The organism is Rothia terrae (assembly GCF_014705925.2).
In the GTDB taxonomy this organism is placed as follows: Bacteria; Actinomycetota; Actinomycetes; order Actinomycetales; family Micrococcaceae; genus Rothia; species Rothia terrae.
Window position 1 is genome coordinate 201303 of sequence record NZ_CP061539.1, and the last position, 14043, is coordinate 215345.

The following is a 14043-nucleotide window of genomic DNA, read 5'->3' on the forward strand; positions in this document are numbered from 1 at the left end:
TGTGGGCTGGCGCACTGAAAATTCACTCTTTTGGGTGGTGCTCGTTCATTTTCGATTTGCGCGATGTTTTTTTCTCCCGTAGAGTATTACTTGTTCGAGCGACGAACTGAAGAAATTCAGGGCGTCGTGAGTGAACTAGGCCCCCATCGTCTAGCGGCCTAGGACGCCGCCCTTTCACGGCGGTAACACGGGTTCAAATCCCGTTGGGGGTACTGTGAATCTTTTAGATTCACGGCCTTATTCAAAGCTTCGGTTTTGAATGTTAGGCCCCGTAGCGCAGTTGGTTAGCGCGCCGGCCTGTCACGCCGGAGGTCGCGGGTTCAAGTCCCGTCGGGGTCGCTCCGACCGCGTATTCTTCACTGAATCGCGGTTGTGGCATATCTAAGTGATGTGCCTGGCTCTGTAGCTCAGTTGGTAGAGCGTACGACTGAAAATCGTAAGGTCACCGGATCGACGCCGGTCGGAGCCACGAACCTATTCCCCAGGCTTCTACAGTGGGAATAGGTTCTTCCCATTTAACGTGGTTTTTCTTTTAGCCCTAGTGGCCGCCTGGTTGAGGTGGTGCGCCGGGGCTTTTTATTTAAGTTTCGCTCTTTTTTGCGCCGAGATCCTGATTTATCGTCGAAATCCTGATTTAAAACAGGATTTCGACGATAAATCAGGATCTCGGCGGTTTGGGGCGCGGTTTATTGGGGGGGGGTATGGTGACGGTTTAGGGTTTGGTTAAGTGCACGCGAGTAACTAGCCCAGCTCCACCACCACGGGCGTGTGGTCGGACGCGCCCGCCCCTTCGCGCTCGTCGCGGTCAATGAAAGCGCCAGTCACGCGCGAAGCCAGCGCGGGGGAGAGTAGCTGAAAGTCGATGCGCATTCCCTCATTCTTGGGAAAACGCCCCGCCTGGTAGTCCCAGTAGGTGTATTCACCGGGCGTGCGCTCACGCACGGGATCAACCAGCCCAACCTCGTCCAAGAACGCATTGAAAGCAGCTCGTTCTGGTGCAGAAATGTGGGTGAGCTCGTTATCCAAAAAGTACTGAACGTCCCACACATCTTCGTCACGCGGGGCAACATTCCAGTCGCCCACTAGGGCAAACTCTGCCGACGCGTCCTGCTTCAGCCAATCTGCAGCGTTAGCGCGCAGGGCGTCCAACCATCGCAACTTGTAGTCCATATGCGGGTCAGTGAGGCCACGCCCGTTAGGGATGTAGAGGCTCCACACGCGCACCCCGCCGCAGGTTGCGCCAATCGCGCGAGCCTCTAGCACCTCGTCCTCGCCAGGCTTGCCGAAGACGGGCTGATTCTCAAAGCCGCGCTGAACATCCTCAAGCCCCACGCGCGAGGCAATCGCCACGCCGTTCCACTGGCTCAGCCCAAAATGAGCCACCTCGTAGCCCATGAATTCAAAAATTTCTGAGGGAAAGTTGGCGTCCGTGCACTTGGTTTCTTGGATGGCGAGCACATCCACATCGCTGCGTTCTAGCCATTCTTCAACACGGTCGGCGCGTGCGCGCAGGGAATTGACGTTCCAGGTAGCAATTTTCATAGGGTTAACCCTACTAGGTGCGATCTTCGGCGCCAGCTACCAGTGGTTTACCGTCGGCGTTGAGTAGGGGAGTGACAGCAACTCCAGTATTCTCGCGTACCACTAGGTATTGCACTCCGGTGTGGGAATCGGTGAGAACGCGAAGTCCACCGGTGATTCCTTCCTGCTTATCATTCAGAATGAATCGTTTATCTGCGGAATCTGTTTTATTGAACATAGTTTCTCCTCAACGGTAAGTATTGACCACGCTACCAATCAACACGTGAGTAGCACCACCTACTTGCGCCACTTTGTCCGGTTGAAAAGCTAGTCTTGAAACAAAGAACAAATACTAAGGAGAGATAGTGTCTGATCAAGCAACGGAGCTGGTGCTCACTGAAACTCAGAGTTCACTAGGCGTTATTACCCTTAATCGTCCGCGCGCTGTCAACGCGCTGAACTATGAGATGCTCAAAGGGGTGGATGCTGCCCTCACCGAGTTTGAGAAGGACGACGCTGTCCAGGCGGTTCTGATTCGCGGCGCCGGTGAGCGCGGTTTGTGTGCCGGTGGCGACGTGGTCTCGCTCTATCGCGCCATTGAAAAAGAAGACTACGAGCAGGGTCAGGAATACTTTCGTGTGGAGTACACGCTGAACCACCGCATCGCGAATTTCTCGAAGCCTTACATTGCTTTCATGGACGGTCTGGTGCTGGGCGGTGGTGTGGGAGTTTCTGCACACGGTTCGCACCGTATCGTCACCGAAAATACTAAGGCAGGTATGCCCGAGACTGTCATTGGCTTCAGCCCTGACATTGGTGGCCTGAACATCTTGGCGCGCGCTCCGCATAATTTCGGTACGGCGATGGCGCTGACCGGCATCCATGTAGGTGCGGCGGATGCGATTGCGGTTGGCCTCGCGGACTATTTTGTTCCAGCGGATAAGCTCGAGGACCTGCAAAAGTCGTTGACCGAGGTATCCAGCGCCGAGCAGGTCACCGAGGTTATGGAGAAGTTCGCGCAGGACGCGGGTGACTCGCCGTTTGAAGAAAACAAGGAATGGATCGAGATTGCCTTTGGCGAGGAAACCCCGCAGGAAATCGTAAAAGCCCTCGAGAAGGCGGCGCAGGGTGAGTCCACCGGTCTTGCTGAAGAGCTGTTTGCCGCGATTTTGCGCAACAGCCCCACCGGAGTGAAAACCGCGCTCAAAGCCATTCGCCTGGCGGAAAAGCAGAGCCTGGCACAGACCCTCGAACAGGATTACCTGACCTCCTGCAACGCCATGCGCGCACACGATATGCGCGAGGGAATTCGCGCGCAGGTGGTCGATAAGGACCGCAACCCTGTATGGCAGCCCGCGTCCTTCGATCAGGTCAGTGACGAGCTGGTGGATAGTTTCTTTGAACCCATTGACGGTGCGAAGGAGCTGAAACTGGGGTAGCAAGGTCTTCACGAGCCGAAGAGCGGGTAAGCGTAGTGGCGGCGATCTGGCTGGGGCTGGCATGAATCGCCGTGTGAGCGAAGCGAACCTGGCGAGAAGGTTAGTTCGCCGCCGCTATGCTTACCGCTCCACTAACCTCTACCTGTCCCTGACACTGCGAAGGACATCATGCACGCAGAAGAACTCCATGAGCTATCGAGTGAGCGAGCGACTGAACTGCCCGCCACTGAGATGACGCATCCTTTTGGCGAAGACTGGGACGTGTGGAAGGTGCGCGGCAAGGTTTTTATGCTGCAGACGGAGGTAACTGGCACATCGCAGGTGATCCTCAAAGTTGACCCCTTTGACGGGCAAGCCCTGCGCTCGCAGTACGAAGATATTGCGCCGGGTTACCACATGAATAAGAAACACTGGATTTCTGTTTATCCAGGTGAGAGCGTAGATAAAGAGCTGTTGAGGGATTTGGTGACGGAGTCCTACGCGCTGGTGGTTGAGAAGCTGCCTCGTCGTGAGCGTCCTGTTGATTCCGCGTCGTTCAGAATCGAGTAGCGGCACCAGCTTGCACTGAAGGAGAGATGATGTACGAGAATATTCTGACTGAAACCCGCGGACGTGTGGGTGTTATTACCCTGAATCGCCCGAAAGCTTTGAACGCGCTCAATGAGGCGACTATGCGTGAGGTAGTGGCCGCGGCTACTGAGTTCGACGCGTCGCCTGAGGTTGGCGCAATCGTCCTGGCCGGTAGTGAGAAGGCTTTTGCGGCGGGCGCCGATATTAAGGAGATGGCTCAGCAGTCGTACACCAGCATGTACGCCTCTGATTGGTTTGCGCACTGGGATCGTCTGACGGCACTGCGCACTCCAATCGTGGCAGCAGTTCGCGGCTATGCCCTGGGCGGTGGATGCGAGCTTGCTATGATGGCGGATGTGCTGGTGGCTAGTGAAAACACTAAGTTTGGGCAGCCCGAGATTAACTTGGGCATCATTCCGGGTATGGGTGGTTCGCAGCGTTTGACGCGCGCCGTCGGCAAGGCGAAGGCAATGGACATGGTGCTGACCGGACGCATGATGGACGGCGTCGAGGCTGAGCGTGCCGGGTTGGTGTCACGCCTGGTGGATGATAAGCAGATTCTGCCTATCGCCCTCGAGATTGCCGAAACCATCGCGGGCAAGTCTAAGCACGCGTCACAGGTTGCGAAAGAGGCAGTGAACGCCGCCTTCGAGACCACGCTGACGCAGGGCGTCCTCTTTGAGCGCCGAACCTTCCACTCGCTCTTTGCCACCGAAGACCAAAAAGAGGGTATGGCTGCCTTCGTTGAGAAGCGCAAGGCGGACTTCAAGCACCGGTAGGAAAGACGAATTTACTTTTGTTTTAGCTTCAGTTGGACATCGACTGACAATATCCCTTAAACGCCAGCCCGCGCCATTGCCAGTCGACGCCCAACTTACGCAGCGCACCGTCATAAGCTAATCCTAAAGATACTTCTCTAATCGTGTGTTTAGCAGGTTTTGCACTGCGGGCCATTCGTCGCGCACGATCGAGTACTGCGCGGTGTCGCGCAGTGAGCCGTCGGGCATGCGTCGGTCATTACGCAAAATTCCGTCTAAGGACGCGCCGATAGCCTCGATGGCGGCGCGCGATTGCATGTTGAATTTGTGGGTTTTGAAGTTTACTGAAATGCACTCAAGCTCTTCAAAGCAGTGCGTGAGCAGCAGTAGCTTGGATTCAATGTTGGTGCCGGTGCGCTGGGCGCTCGCCGCATTCCAGGTATAACCGATTTCAAGGCGGGGTGCTTCGCGCAAAATATCCGCCAAGGACGTCATACCTATGACCTTGTTGTCATGCAGTCGACGCGTAGCAAAGGGAACCATCAGACCCGCGTCCAAAAGCGCCAGGCGACGTTTGATTTCCGCTTCCATCCCCTCGGGCGTGGGCACGGTGGTGTACCAGATCTTCCAGACGTCACCGTCAGCACTTGCTTCTTGTAAGTCTGCGAGGTGATCGAGTGAAAGTGGCTCAAGCTGAACAAGCGAGCCGGTGAGGGTAACGGGTCCAATTTCCATAGTCTGACACTATAAAACTCTGTCGGGCTTGGCACGCAGGTTACGCAACGTGTTTATGACTATCTAGCTTTCACAGTAAAGTAAGGTGCATGAGTAAAGATTCAAATGAGCTGGTTGAAGCACGGCTGTTCCTCACCACTGTTGCGCAGCATCTTGACCTTGATCCTAAGACTGTTCAGGACGCCATGCCCTTCCTGCTGGGTATGACCAAAAACGTGGCTCACAAGGCGATACGCCCTGCCGCGCCTTTGACGGCTTTCCTGGTGGGTTTGGCTACCGCGCAGGCATCCGACAGTAAAACCTCTATTGATGTTGAGGTGGTGCGCGCGCAGATCGTCAAGGCAGAGGCAGCTATCGAAGAGTGGATTAGCGAGCAGAACTGATGGGCAGAATTAACAAATCAGTTTCAACCACCAAGGTCACACGTAACGCTGATGGCACCTTTAACTTCAATAAGCGCGCGGACGCTGTCACCGCCGAGGAGCCGCTGGAAATCCGTCTGAGCGGTACGACGATTACCACCACCATGCGCACGCCTGGTCACGATATTGAGCTGGCGCACGGCTTTTTGCACTCCGAGGGCATGATTAAGTCTGCTGCAGAGGTTACCAATGCCCGCTACTGTGCTGGCGCAACCGGCCCTGACGGCCAGAATACCTACAACGTACTGGATGTAACGCCTATTAGCACTGTTCGTGCACCTGGCTTGGAAAACCTGCGCTTGACGGTCACTAACTCGGCCTGCGGTATCTGCGGCTCAACCTCAATCTCGCAGATTATGGATAAATCCCATCGTCCCATTGAGCCACTGGCCTTAGACCCAGGGCTCATTCTGGAACTGCCGAATATCCTGCGTGACCAGCAGAAACAGTTCAAGCGCACCGGCGGTATTCACGCGGCGGGCGTCTTCGAATCTGATGGCACGCTGATCGTTGCTCGCGAAGATATTGGACGCCACAACGCAGCAGACAAAGTCATTGGCCACCTGATGCTCGAAAACACCTTAGACAAGCCAGGACGCATCCTGGTGATGAGCTCACGCGCATCCTTTGAGCTGGTGCAAAAGGCCATCATGGCAGGATTCTCTGCCTTGATTACTGTTAGCGCGGCGTCATCACTCGCCGTTGACTTAGCGCGCGAAGCAGGTTTGACGCTGGTAGCTTTTGCCCGTGATAACCGCTTTAACCTCTACTCCGGCGAACTCATTGAACAGTAAACTGTCGCATTTTAGTAAGTCACTCTTGTAATCTTTAACAACACGCAACCAAGAAAAGTCATACCACCACAACCCTGTTAGGTTAGAGCTATGAACGCTCCACTAGAATCAAAGAATATGCCGACGGTGAGTCGCGTTAGTGCAATCGCTAACGAGTACGACCACCCCAAAGTCGGTCACCGCGTCAAAGCGGCAGCAGGCACTGGCGGTGTCTTGCATGCAATGCAGCATGCGGTGCCCGCTCGTGGCCTTTTGCCCCTGATTAATATGAACCAGCACGGTGGCATCGACTGCCCCGGCTGTGCCTGGCCCGAGCCTAACCAGCAGGAACTTAATTTTGTTGAATTCTGCGAAAACGGTGCTAAGGCTGTTGCAGAAGAAACCACCCCCGACCGTGCGGGTGCTGACTTCTGGGCAGAATACAGCGTGACCGAACTGCGCGATAAGACCGACCACTGGTTGGGCAAGCGTGGACGTATCACTGAGCCGTTGCTCTACGATCGCTCATCGGGTGATGACCACTACCGCCCTGTTTCTTGGGAAAAGGCTTTCTCGCTGATTGCTGACCAGCTCAAGCGCACCGACCCCAATAAGGCTGTTTTCTACACCTCAGGACGCGCGTCCAACGAGGCAGCATATGCCTTCCAGCTTTTGGCCCGCCGCATGGGTTCTAACAACCTGCCCGACTGTGGCAACCTCTGCCACGAGTCAACCGGTACCGCTTTGAGCCAGACTGTTGGCCTAGGCAAGGGTTCTATCACCATGAAGGATTTGGAGACCACTGATCTCTATATCTCTATTGGTCAGAACCCCGGCACCAACCACCCCCGCGCGCTGACTACCTTCAAGAAGATGAAGGAAAACGGCGGCAAAATGGTTGTTCTCAACCCCATGCCCGAGACCGGTCTGATGAAGTTCAACGAGCCTCAGTCCATTAAGGGTGGCCTTGGCATCTCAGAGAAGCTCGCTGATGAGTACCTGCAGGTTCGTCTGGACGGTGACCGCGCTTTCTTTCAGCAGCTCAGCAAGGAACTGATTAAGCGCGATGCTCTCGACTGGGTATTCCTTAACCGCTTCTGCTCAGGCTATGAAGAGACCATTGAGCACATCAAAAACCTGGACGACGCTGAACTTGAGCGCGGCTCAAACATCTCTAAGGCTGAAGTCTCAAAGATCGCTGACATGGTAGAGAAGGCCGACTCAGCAGTTGTTGGCTGGACGCTCGGCGTCACCCAGCACAAGAACGCTGTTTCAACCCTGCGCGAAGTTGTGAACTTCTTGCTGCTCACCGGCAACATGGGCAAGCCCGGCGCAGGTACCGCACCCTTCCGCGGCCACTCCAACGTACAGGGCAACCGCACCGTCGGCATCTGGGAAAAGATGCCCGACCGCTTCATGAACGCCCTGCAGGAATACTTCGGCTTTGAAGTACCCAAGGAGCACGGTCTAGATACCGTTCAGTCACTGCAGCAGATGCGCGACGGCAACAACCAGTTCTTCATGTCGCTCGGCGGCAACCTGGTGCGCGTCGCATCCGACACCACCGCCTGCGAAAACGGCATGAGCCAGCAGGAAATGACCGTTCACCTTTCCACCAAGCCCAACGGTTCACATGCGTGGCCCGGTGAAAAATCACTGATTCTGCCTGTTCGCGCTCGCACCGACCTCGACATGCAAAAGTCAGGTCCGCAGAAGGTTACCGTTGAGAACTCGGCTGGCGTGGTGTCAGCATCCATCGGTAAGCGCACCGCTAACAAGGATCTTAACCTCAAGTCAGAGGTCGATATCATCTGCTCCGTTGGCCGTGAAACCTTTGGCGATGACTTCTGGCAACCCATGATTGACGACTACGGTGTAATCCGCGATGCTATCGAAGGTACTATTCCCGGTTTTGAGCGCTACAACGAGCGCATCGAAAAACCCGGTGGCTTCTACCTGCCCAACGGCCCGCGTCAGCGTGTCTTTAACACCGATGACGGTCGCGCGCACCTGACCATTAACCAGACCAACGTTCTTGACGTTCCTGAAGGCCACCTGCTGATGTCGACCGTGCGTTCGCACGATCAGTTCAACTCAACCATCTATGGTTTGGATGACCGCTACCGTGGCGTTCGCGAGGGTCGTCGCGTGATTTTCATGAACAAGGAAGACATTCGCGAACTTGGTTTAGCTGACGGCGAGCTGGTAGACATCGTTTCGGTGTGGTCGGACGGCGAGCGTCGTGCACCTAGCTTCCGCGTGGTTGAATACGATCATGCTAAGGGCTGTACCTCAACCTATTTCCCCGAGGCAAATGTGCTTGTACCCCTGGACTCAGTTGCAGAAGAATCAAACACCCCGGTCTACAAGTCGGTTTTGATTCGCCTGGAATCCTTGGGCAAGAACGCTAAGGATCTCGAGAAGAAGTAAGCTCTTCTTGCGCTGAAAAGTGCCCCACTGCGGTATGCAGTGGGGCACTTTTGCGTTTGCCGGTGTTTTGCGCAAAAAATTACTCCTAAAATGCGTTTGTACTGACACTGGCGTCAGTACAAACGCATTTTGGGAGTAACTTTTGCGCCGGATGCGTCTCAGGACGCTAGCGCAGGCTGAGTACCGGGCATTCCGCATCCAGTAGGATGCGTTGCGCTGAGGATCCCAGGAGCATCTTGAGCATGGGGGAGCGCTTGCGAATGGAGAGCACAATCAGCTCAGCGTTGTGCTCGTTGGCGACATCGAGAACCTGCTGGCCGACGTCCGACGCCGGGCGGAAGATCTCGAATTCCAAGCCCTCAGCAATGAGCGCACGTGCCATCTTTTTGACGCCTGACACCTCAGAATAGTTGGGTGAGGTTTGGTCGTCGGCTGAGAACATCACTACGCGCACAGCAGCTTGGCGGGTCTTTGCCTCGCGTACAGTTTCTTTGACGACCCGGGCAGAGGCGTCCTCGCGGTAGCCGAGCACTACGGTTTTCTGAGCATCACCGATGCGTTCGGATGCGGCTACCTGGTAAGACGGTTCCGGTGTTTTAGCTGGTCGTGAGTAGAAATCTGGCATGGGGCTATCCTGCCATAATTACGCCGGTGAGAACACCGACAGCTAGCATGACCAGTGAGACGATAACGCCGCGCCACAGCACCTTCTTGTGGTGGTCGCCGAGCTCTACACCTGCCAGTGAAACCAGCAGGAGAATTGCCGGTACCAGCGGTGAATTCAAGTGAACGGGCTGACCGGTGATGGACGCGCGTGCCATGTCAACGGCGGGAATGCCGTAGTGTGACGCGGTTTCAGCGAGCACCGGAAGGATGCCGAAGTAGAAGGCATCGTTGCTCATGAAGAAGGTCATGGGAATGGACAGCACGCCGGTAACTACTGCCAGGTAGGGGCCCCAGCTGGTGGGGATAACGTCCACAAGCCACTGCGCCATCGCGTCCACCATGCCGGTGCCTGTCATGACGCCGGTGAGCACGCCTGCCGCCATCACCATAGCGACAACGGAGATAACAGCTGATGAGTGCGACGCGAGCTCATCTGCCTGCTCCTTGAGCGAGCGGAAGTTGACGATCAGCGCGATGGCGGTACCCATCATGAAGAGGTAGGGCAGGGGAAGGTCATCCATGATTAGCAGAACCATGATGGCCACGGTCAGGGCAAGGTTAAACCAGAAGAGTTTAGGACGCAGGGTGGGGCGGTTGGGGTCAAGCGCGGTACCCACGAATGAGTTGTGCTCAGTGGAATCCTGGTTGATAGTGAGCGCCTGGGTAGCGGGGCCGGGCTCATACGCTGCAGCAGAGCCGGCAGCCTGATTAGGAGCAATATCGGCAAGAGCCGGGTCGCTCTGCCACGGGCCATTACCGCTGGCACGCAGACGACGACGCTCCATCACGCCAAGGTGCCATGAGAAGGCCAGAACGACTAACAAGCCAACGATGAGCGACGGTACCATCGGTGTAAAAATAGAGTTCGCATCCACCTTCAGCGCGGACGCCGCACGAACAGTCGGACCACCCCACGGAACAATGTTGAGCGTACCGTTGGTCAAACCGGCAACACAGGTCAGAACCACCGGCGACATGGAAAGACGCTGGTACACAGGGAGCAAAGCAGCCGTCACCACGATGAAGGTGGTGGAGCCGTCGCCGTCCAACGACACGCATCCGGCAAGCACGGCAGTACCCACAACAACCTTGGCGGGATCATTACCCACAATCTTGATAATGAACTCAACGAGCTTATCGAACAAACCAACATCAATCATGATGCCGAAGTAAATAATGGCGAACAGCAACAGTGCTGCGGTTGACGACATGTCTTCGATGGCGTCCATGACCATATCGCCAATACCCATACCTGCCCCTGCAAAGAGGCCGAAAACGGTGGGTACGATGATGAGCGCCAAGATGGGGGAGAGCTTCTTGGTCATGATCAGCGTCATGAAGACGAGAATCATGGTAAAGCCTAGAATAACTAGCATTTTGCTAGGCCTTTCGTACGTGCGTGTAATGCGGCTCACCGAAAGTGAACTCGGGTCAGTTTATGTCAATGTGAGGTGGCGTACAACTTGCGTTAAGAATGTGGACGTAAAAAATTACTCCCAGAGTGCGTTTGTACTGACGCTAGTGTCAGTACTTTCGCACTTTGGGAGTAACTTTTGCGCGGACACCTCAGTCATAGCTAATTCATAGCTTCAACATAATGCTCATATAGCTTCGATTTTTACCCTTGAAACATACACGCGGTGTTGAAAGGGAAAATGATGAAAGTTAGGACGCGCGGCAAAGCTGCCTCGGCAGTAGCGGCAACAGGTATTACGGCACTGAGCTTGGCAGGTGCCGGTGCGCTTTCTGCTAACGCCTACGCCGACATTGTGCAGCAGGATGACACAACGCAGAGTTCGAGTGCATCGAGCTTTTCAGACCAATACTCCCAGCAGTACTCACAAGGGTCGCAGAGCACCCAAAGCGGTAGCACTGAATCTGACAGCTCTCAAAGCGGTAGCTACTCCAATTCTCAGCAGTACGTACAGGCTCCTACCACTCGTGGCGGGCAGGCTATCGGACGCAGCTCGGGGTCATAATGCTTACCCGCAACTGGATGCAGTGGACCAGCGAATGTAGCTTTGCGCTAGCTGTCGACCGCAACAATGAGTCTCTAGCAGATTCTGCGCAGGAGATTATCTCGCGTATCAGCCAGCAGGTTGAAATGACGTGCAACCGCTTTGACGCCAGTAGCGAGATGAGCCGCATCAATGCCGCAGGTACCGGTAGCTATGTGCTCAGTAGCGTCCTTGCCGACGTTATTCGTGAATCACTGGCAGCTTCGCACCTGACTGAGGGTGCTTTCGACCCCCGCGTGCAGCCTGCTCTTGAAGAGCTCGGTTACACCTCACACGGGTTGCTCGTGAAGGCAACGCATCAGGGGTGGAAGGCGACTGCTATCAGCGAAAAAACCCTTGATGAGAGCGTGCAGCTCACCGGTAACCGCCTCACCCTTGCCGAAGGCACCGCCCTCGATCTCACCGCCATGGCGAAGGCATACACCGCAGATCGTTGCGCCCGCGAAATTGCGCAGCAACTCGGTGTTCCGGTGTTCATCAATTTGGGTGGAGACATTGCCACAGCGGGGTCTAGCAATTACCCGTGGCTCATCAAAATTCAGGATTTAGACACGGACCCCTGCGAGTACGTAGAACTTATCAACAACGCCGCCATTGCAACATCGAGCACCCAAAAACGCCGGTGGGTGGCAGATGGACACGCCTGGCACCATATTATCGACCCGCGCACCGGTCTCTCGGCGCATCCTTATCTCAGAACAGCGAGCGTCATCGCAGGTTCAGCTACTGTAGCCAACGCCTTGAGCACCGCCGCCGTGGTGTGGGGTGAGGACGCCGCCGAGAACCTTGAACGCGGTGGATACTCGGCGCGGCTGATGGCCTCATCTCACGCAATAACCCGCACACACTGGCATCAGCCGGTCACAGATTTAGTTTCGTAGGAGCACAACGATGAGTAATGAGATTCTGTGGGATATTGGCCGGGGCACCGGTGTGGTTGCCAGCGTGCTCCTGACCGTAACCGTGATGCTGGGAATTTATGGACGCTCCGCCCGCACCTTCCTCGGGATTCCACGATTCGCGATGATCAGCATTCACCGCACCGCGTCCCTCTTCTCGGTAGTGTTCACCCTCGTGCACGTGCTCACGGTGACCCTTGACCAGTACACCAACCTCACCTTTATCAACGCTTTTATACCCTTCATCAGTAGCAACGAACCTCTCTGGTACGGGCTAGGCGCCATCGCCTTAGACCTTCTACTGGCAATCTCAGTCACCGGAATGTTGCGCTCTTACATCGGGGAGAAAACCTTTCACGCCGTTCACTGGCTAGCGTATGCCAGCTGGCCCATTGCCATCATTCACGGTCTCGGTGCCGGTACTGACTCAAGCTCAGCCTGGTATCTTCTGCTCACCGCAGCCTGCCTGCTAGCCGTCGGCGCAATGGCGGCCTGGCGCGTCCTACCCCGCTTTAGCGACTACTCTTACGCCCGAACAAAGGAGCGCGTACTGTGATTACCAACCTTCCGGCAAGCGTCAAAATTCGACCCAGCATCGGCGCACCTCGCCTTTTCGCAGCGGGCCTCAGGGCTGACTCCCACGCGCATGCTCGAGTTTTTGGTCAGATGCCGCAACGCTCTGCCGCTGAACTACTGGCAGAAATAGAAGCCTCAGGCCTTGACGGGCGCGGCGGCGCAGGATTCGCTGCCTACCGCAAACTAGTGTCTACAGAACCGCGCAACTCCACCGTTATTATCAACGCGGCTGAAGGTGAGTACCTCTCATATAAAGACCGGGTACTTCTCGAAAACGCTCGCCACCTTGTCTTCGACGGCGCACAGTTAGCCGCGCAAATGGTGGGAGCAACCCGCATCGTTTTGTTTGCCCGCGCCGAGTCAGTCTACGCTGTTGCCGCGGATGCGAAAGCCCGTGGAATAGAGGTTGTTGAAGCCCCCGGAACCTTCATCTCAGGTGAGGCATCTGCCGTGGTCAACGCTGTTCTCACCGGAACGCCCAAACCCTTTGACCACGTCAAACACCTCAATACCTCTGAGAAAACCGGAACGGGCTTTCGTACCCGACGCCGCGGACCGATGCTGGTACACAACGCAGAAACACTAGCGCACCTAGCGCTGATTGCCAGGTACGGTGCCGCCTGGTTCCGTGCAACCGGCGGTACCGGAACCCGCCTGTTTACTGTCTACGAACGTGCGATAACTAACGGCAACGGCAGTCACGATATCGCTCACGTGGTGGAAGCACCCGAGGGAATCACCGTGACAGCACTGTACGAGAAGCTCGGGCTCTCTTTCGCAGATAATCCCGCAGTGCTCATCGGCGGACTCCAAGGACGCTGGGCCGAACCTCACGACTACGCGCAACCGTTAGGAACAGCGGGCATCCCCACCGCCGCAGGAATCATCTACCCGCTACTACCCACCGAATGCGTGCTGACTGAAGGCACTCGCGCGGTAAACTACCTTGCTGCCCAAAACGCCCAACAGTGCGGCCCCTGCACTAATGGACTGCCCGCGCTCGCCGACGTTTTAGCTGAGATGGCGCATCCTTCGCTGAGGTATTCACCCGACCAGCTCACAGGGCGCATACAGCAACTTCAAGTTCAGCTGGCAGGACGCGGCATCTGCAAGCATCCGGACGCCACCGTGCGCTTTGCCCTGCACACCGCCCAGTTGGCTGCCCGCGAGGCAGAGCTTCACGCTCATGGGCAGTGCAGTGCCCAACAGGTTCGATCACTAGTAGCAGTCGGCTAG

The 14043-nt window shown here is 55.9% G+C and carries 15 protein-coding genes and 3 tRNA genes; 13 read left to right on the top strand and 5 right to left on the bottom strand.

All coding sequences use genetic code 11. The annotated features are described in order from the left end of the window. Positions 1 to 139 precede the first annotated feature (139 nt). The 3 genes from IDM49_RS00955 to IDM49_RS00965 all read left to right on the top strand — a co-directional run bounded on the left by IDM49_RS00955 (position 140) and on the right by IDM49_RS00965 (position 469). Positions 140 to 212: transfer RNA gene (locus IDM49_RS00955), tRNA-Glu, on the top strand. Positions 213 to 265: 53 nt separating this feature from the next. Then, positions 266 to 339: transfer RNA gene (locus IDM49_RS00960), tRNA-Asp, on the top strand. A 57-nt stretch (positions 340 to 396) separates the two neighbouring features. Next, positions 397 to 469, top strand: a tRNA-Phe gene (locus IDM49_RS00965). A 272-nt stretch (positions 470 to 741) separates the two neighbouring features. On the opposite strand, the gene IDM49_RS00970 is transcribed toward IDM49_RS00965, so the two are convergent. Then, the gene (locus IDM49_RS00970) at positions 742 to 1542 is read right to left on the bottom strand and encodes an exodeoxyribonuclease III (protein WP_190724704.1); all 801 of its coding nucleotides are present in this window, start codon (positions 1540 to 1542) and stop codon (positions 742 to 744) included. A 13-nt stretch (positions 1543 to 1555) separates the two neighbouring features. Continuing rightward, on the bottom strand, positions 1556 to 1759 hold the full coding sequence (locus IDM49_RS00975) for a DUF6440 family protein (protein WP_190725504.1): 204 nt from the start codon (positions 1757 to 1759) through the stop codon (positions 1556 to 1558). A 127-nt stretch (positions 1760 to 1886) separates the two neighbouring features. Between IDM49_RS00975 and IDM49_RS00980 the strand changes: the two genes are divergently transcribed. The 3 genes from IDM49_RS00980 (at position 1887) to IDM49_RS00990 (ending at position 4309) form a co-directional block, all read left to right on the top strand. Beyond that, positions 1887 to 2960, top strand: coding sequence for an enoyl-CoA hydratase/isomerase family protein (locus IDM49_RS00980; protein WP_190724705.1), 1074 nt, complete (start codon positions 1887 to 1889; stop codon positions 2958 to 2960). 168 nt (positions 2961 to 3128) lie between these two features. Beyond that, positions 3129 to 3509 (top strand): MmcQ/YjbR family DNA-binding protein, encoded by a 381-nt coding sequence (locus IDM49_RS00985; RefSeq protein WP_190724706.1) that lies wholly within the window; start codon positions 3129 to 3131, stop codon positions 3507 to 3509. 29 nt (positions 3510 to 3538) lie between these two features. Then, positions 3539 to 4309 carry an enoyl-CoA hydratase gene (locus tag IDM49_RS00990; protein WP_190725371.1) on the top strand — a complete coding sequence of 257 codons (771 nt, stop codon included), beginning with the start codon at positions 3539 to 3541 and terminating at the stop codon, positions 4307 to 4309. Positions 4310 to 4432: 123 nt separating this feature from the next. Here the strand turns inward: IDM49_RS00990 and IDM49_RS00995 are convergent, their stop codons facing one another. After that, the gene (locus IDM49_RS00995; RefSeq protein WP_168614404.1) at positions 4433 to 5023 is read right to left on the bottom strand and encodes a GNAT family N-acetyltransferase; all 591 of its coding nucleotides are present in this window, start codon (positions 5021 to 5023) and stop codon (positions 4433 to 4435) included. Between the two features lie 89 nt (positions 5024 to 5112). Between IDM49_RS00995 and IDM49_RS01000 the strand changes: the two genes are divergently transcribed. The 3 genes from IDM49_RS01000 (at position 5113) to IDM49_RS01010 (ending at position 8648) form a co-directional block, all read left to right on the top strand. Beyond that, positions 5113 to 5406, top strand: coding sequence for a DUF6457 domain-containing protein (locus IDM49_RS01000; protein ID WP_190724707.1), 294 nt, complete (start codon positions 5113 to 5115; stop codon positions 5404 to 5406). Then, positions 5406 to 6239: a formate dehydrogenase accessory sulfurtransferase FdhD gene (fdhD, locus tag IDM49_RS01005; RefSeq protein WP_190724708.1), complete on the top strand. Its 834-nt coding sequence runs from the start codon at positions 5406 to 5408 to the stop codon at positions 6237 to 6239. The genes IDM49_RS01000 and fdhD overlap by 1 nt, the downstream gene beginning before the upstream one ends. A 90-nt stretch (positions 6240 to 6329) precedes the next feature. Further along, positions 6330 to 8648, top strand: coding sequence for an FdhF/YdeP family oxidoreductase (locus tag IDM49_RS01010; RefSeq protein ID WP_281727782.1), 2319 nt, complete (start codon positions 6330 to 6332; stop codon positions 8646 to 8648). A gap of 166 nt (positions 8649 to 8814) precedes the next feature. Here IDM49_RS01010 and IDM49_RS01015 read toward each other — a convergent pair whose 3' ends face one another. Both IDM49_RS01015 and IDM49_RS01020 read right to left on the bottom strand, forming a co-directional pair. Further along, positions 8815 to 9273 carry a universal stress protein gene (locus IDM49_RS01015; protein WP_190724709.1) on the bottom strand — a complete coding sequence of 153 codons (459 nt, stop codon included), beginning with the start codon at positions 9271 to 9273 and terminating at the stop codon, positions 8815 to 8817. 4 nt (positions 9274 to 9277) lie between these two features. Next, positions 9278 to 10690, bottom strand: a complete 1413-nt coding sequence (locus IDM49_RS01020) for a CitMHS family transporter (RefSeq protein ID WP_190724710.1) — start codon at positions 10688 to 10690, stop codon at positions 9278 to 9280. Positions 10691 to 10969: 279 nt separating this feature from the next. Here IDM49_RS01020 and IDM49_RS01025 point away from each other — a divergent pair, with 279 nt between their 5' ends. From IDM49_RS01025 to IDM49_RS01040, 4 genes are read left to right on the top strand one after another with little or no spacing between them, the layout of a single operon-like run. Further along, entirely contained in the window at positions 10970 to 11293 is a 324-nt protein-coding gene (locus tag IDM49_RS01025; RefSeq protein ID WP_190724711.1) for a hypothetical protein, read from the top strand. Beyond that, a complete protein-coding gene (locus tag IDM49_RS01030) occupies positions 11293 to 12213 on the top strand; it encodes an FAD:protein FMN transferase (RefSeq protein WP_190724712.1) in 921 nt (306 codons plus the stop codon). Before IDM49_RS01025 ends, IDM49_RS01030 begins: the two co-directional genes overlap by 1 nt. A gap of 10 nt (positions 12214 to 12223) precedes the next feature. Next, positions 12224 to 12787: a ferric reductase-like transmembrane domain-containing protein gene (locus tag IDM49_RS01035; RefSeq protein ID WP_190724713.1), complete on the top strand. Its 564-nt coding sequence runs from the start codon at positions 12224 to 12226 to the stop codon at positions 12785 to 12787. Then, the gene (locus IDM49_RS01040; RefSeq protein ID WP_190724714.1) at positions 12784 to 14043 is read left to right on the top strand and encodes an NADH-ubiquinone oxidoreductase-F iron-sulfur binding region domain-containing protein; all 1260 of its coding nucleotides are present in this window, start codon (positions 12784 to 12786) and stop codon (positions 14041 to 14043) included. The genes IDM49_RS01035 and IDM49_RS01040 overlap by 4 nt, the downstream gene beginning before the upstream one ends.

Coding starts and splice junctions, on each gene's coding strand:
- IDM49_RS00970 (WP_190724704.1), bottom strand. CDS start 1,542: ATGAAAATTGCTACCTGGAACGTCAATTCCCTGCGCGCACGCGCCGAC.
- IDM49_RS00975 (WP_190725504.1), bottom strand. CDS start 1,759: ATGTTCAATAAAACAGATTCCGCAGATAAACGATTCATTCTGAATGAT.
- IDM49_RS00985 (WP_190724706.1), top strand. CDS start 3,129: ATGCACGCAGAAGAACTCCATGAGCTATCGAGTGAGCGAGCGACTGAA.
- IDM49_RS00990 (WP_190725371.1), top strand. CDS start 3,539: ATGTACGAGAATATTCTGACTGAAACCCGCGGACGTGTGGGTGTTATT.
- IDM49_RS00995 (WP_168614404.1), bottom strand. CDS start 5,023: ATGGAAATTGGACCCGTTACCCTCACCGGCTCGCTTGTTCAGCTTGAG.
- IDM49_RS01000 (WP_190724707.1), top strand. CDS start 5,113: ATGAGTAAAGATTCAAATGAGCTGGTTGAAGCACGGCTGTTCCTCACC.
- fdhD (WP_190724708.1), top strand. CDS start 5,406: ATGGGCAGAATTAACAAATCAGTTTCAACCACCAAGGTCACACGTAAC.
- IDM49_RS01010 (WP_281727782.1), top strand. CDS start 6,330: ATGAACGCTCCACTAGAATCAAAGAATATGCCGACGGTGAGTCGCGTT.
- IDM49_RS01015 (WP_190724709.1), bottom strand. CDS start 9,273: ATGCCAGATTTCTACTCACGACCAGCTAAAACACCGGAACCGTCTTAC.
- IDM49_RS01020 (WP_190724710.1), bottom strand. CDS start 10,690: ATGCTAGTTATTCTAGGCTTTACCATGATTCTCGTCTTCATGACGCTG.
- IDM49_RS01025 (WP_190724711.1), top strand. CDS start 10,970: ATGATGAAAGTTAGGACGCGCGGCAAAGCTGCCTCGGCAGTAGCGGCA.
- IDM49_RS01030 (WP_190724712.1), top strand. CDS start 11,293: ATGCTTACCCGCAACTGGATGCAGTGGACCAGCGAATGTAGCTTTGCG.
- IDM49_RS01035 (WP_190724713.1), top strand. CDS start 12,224: ATGAGTAATGAGATTCTGTGGGATATTGGCCGGGGCACCGGTGTGGTT.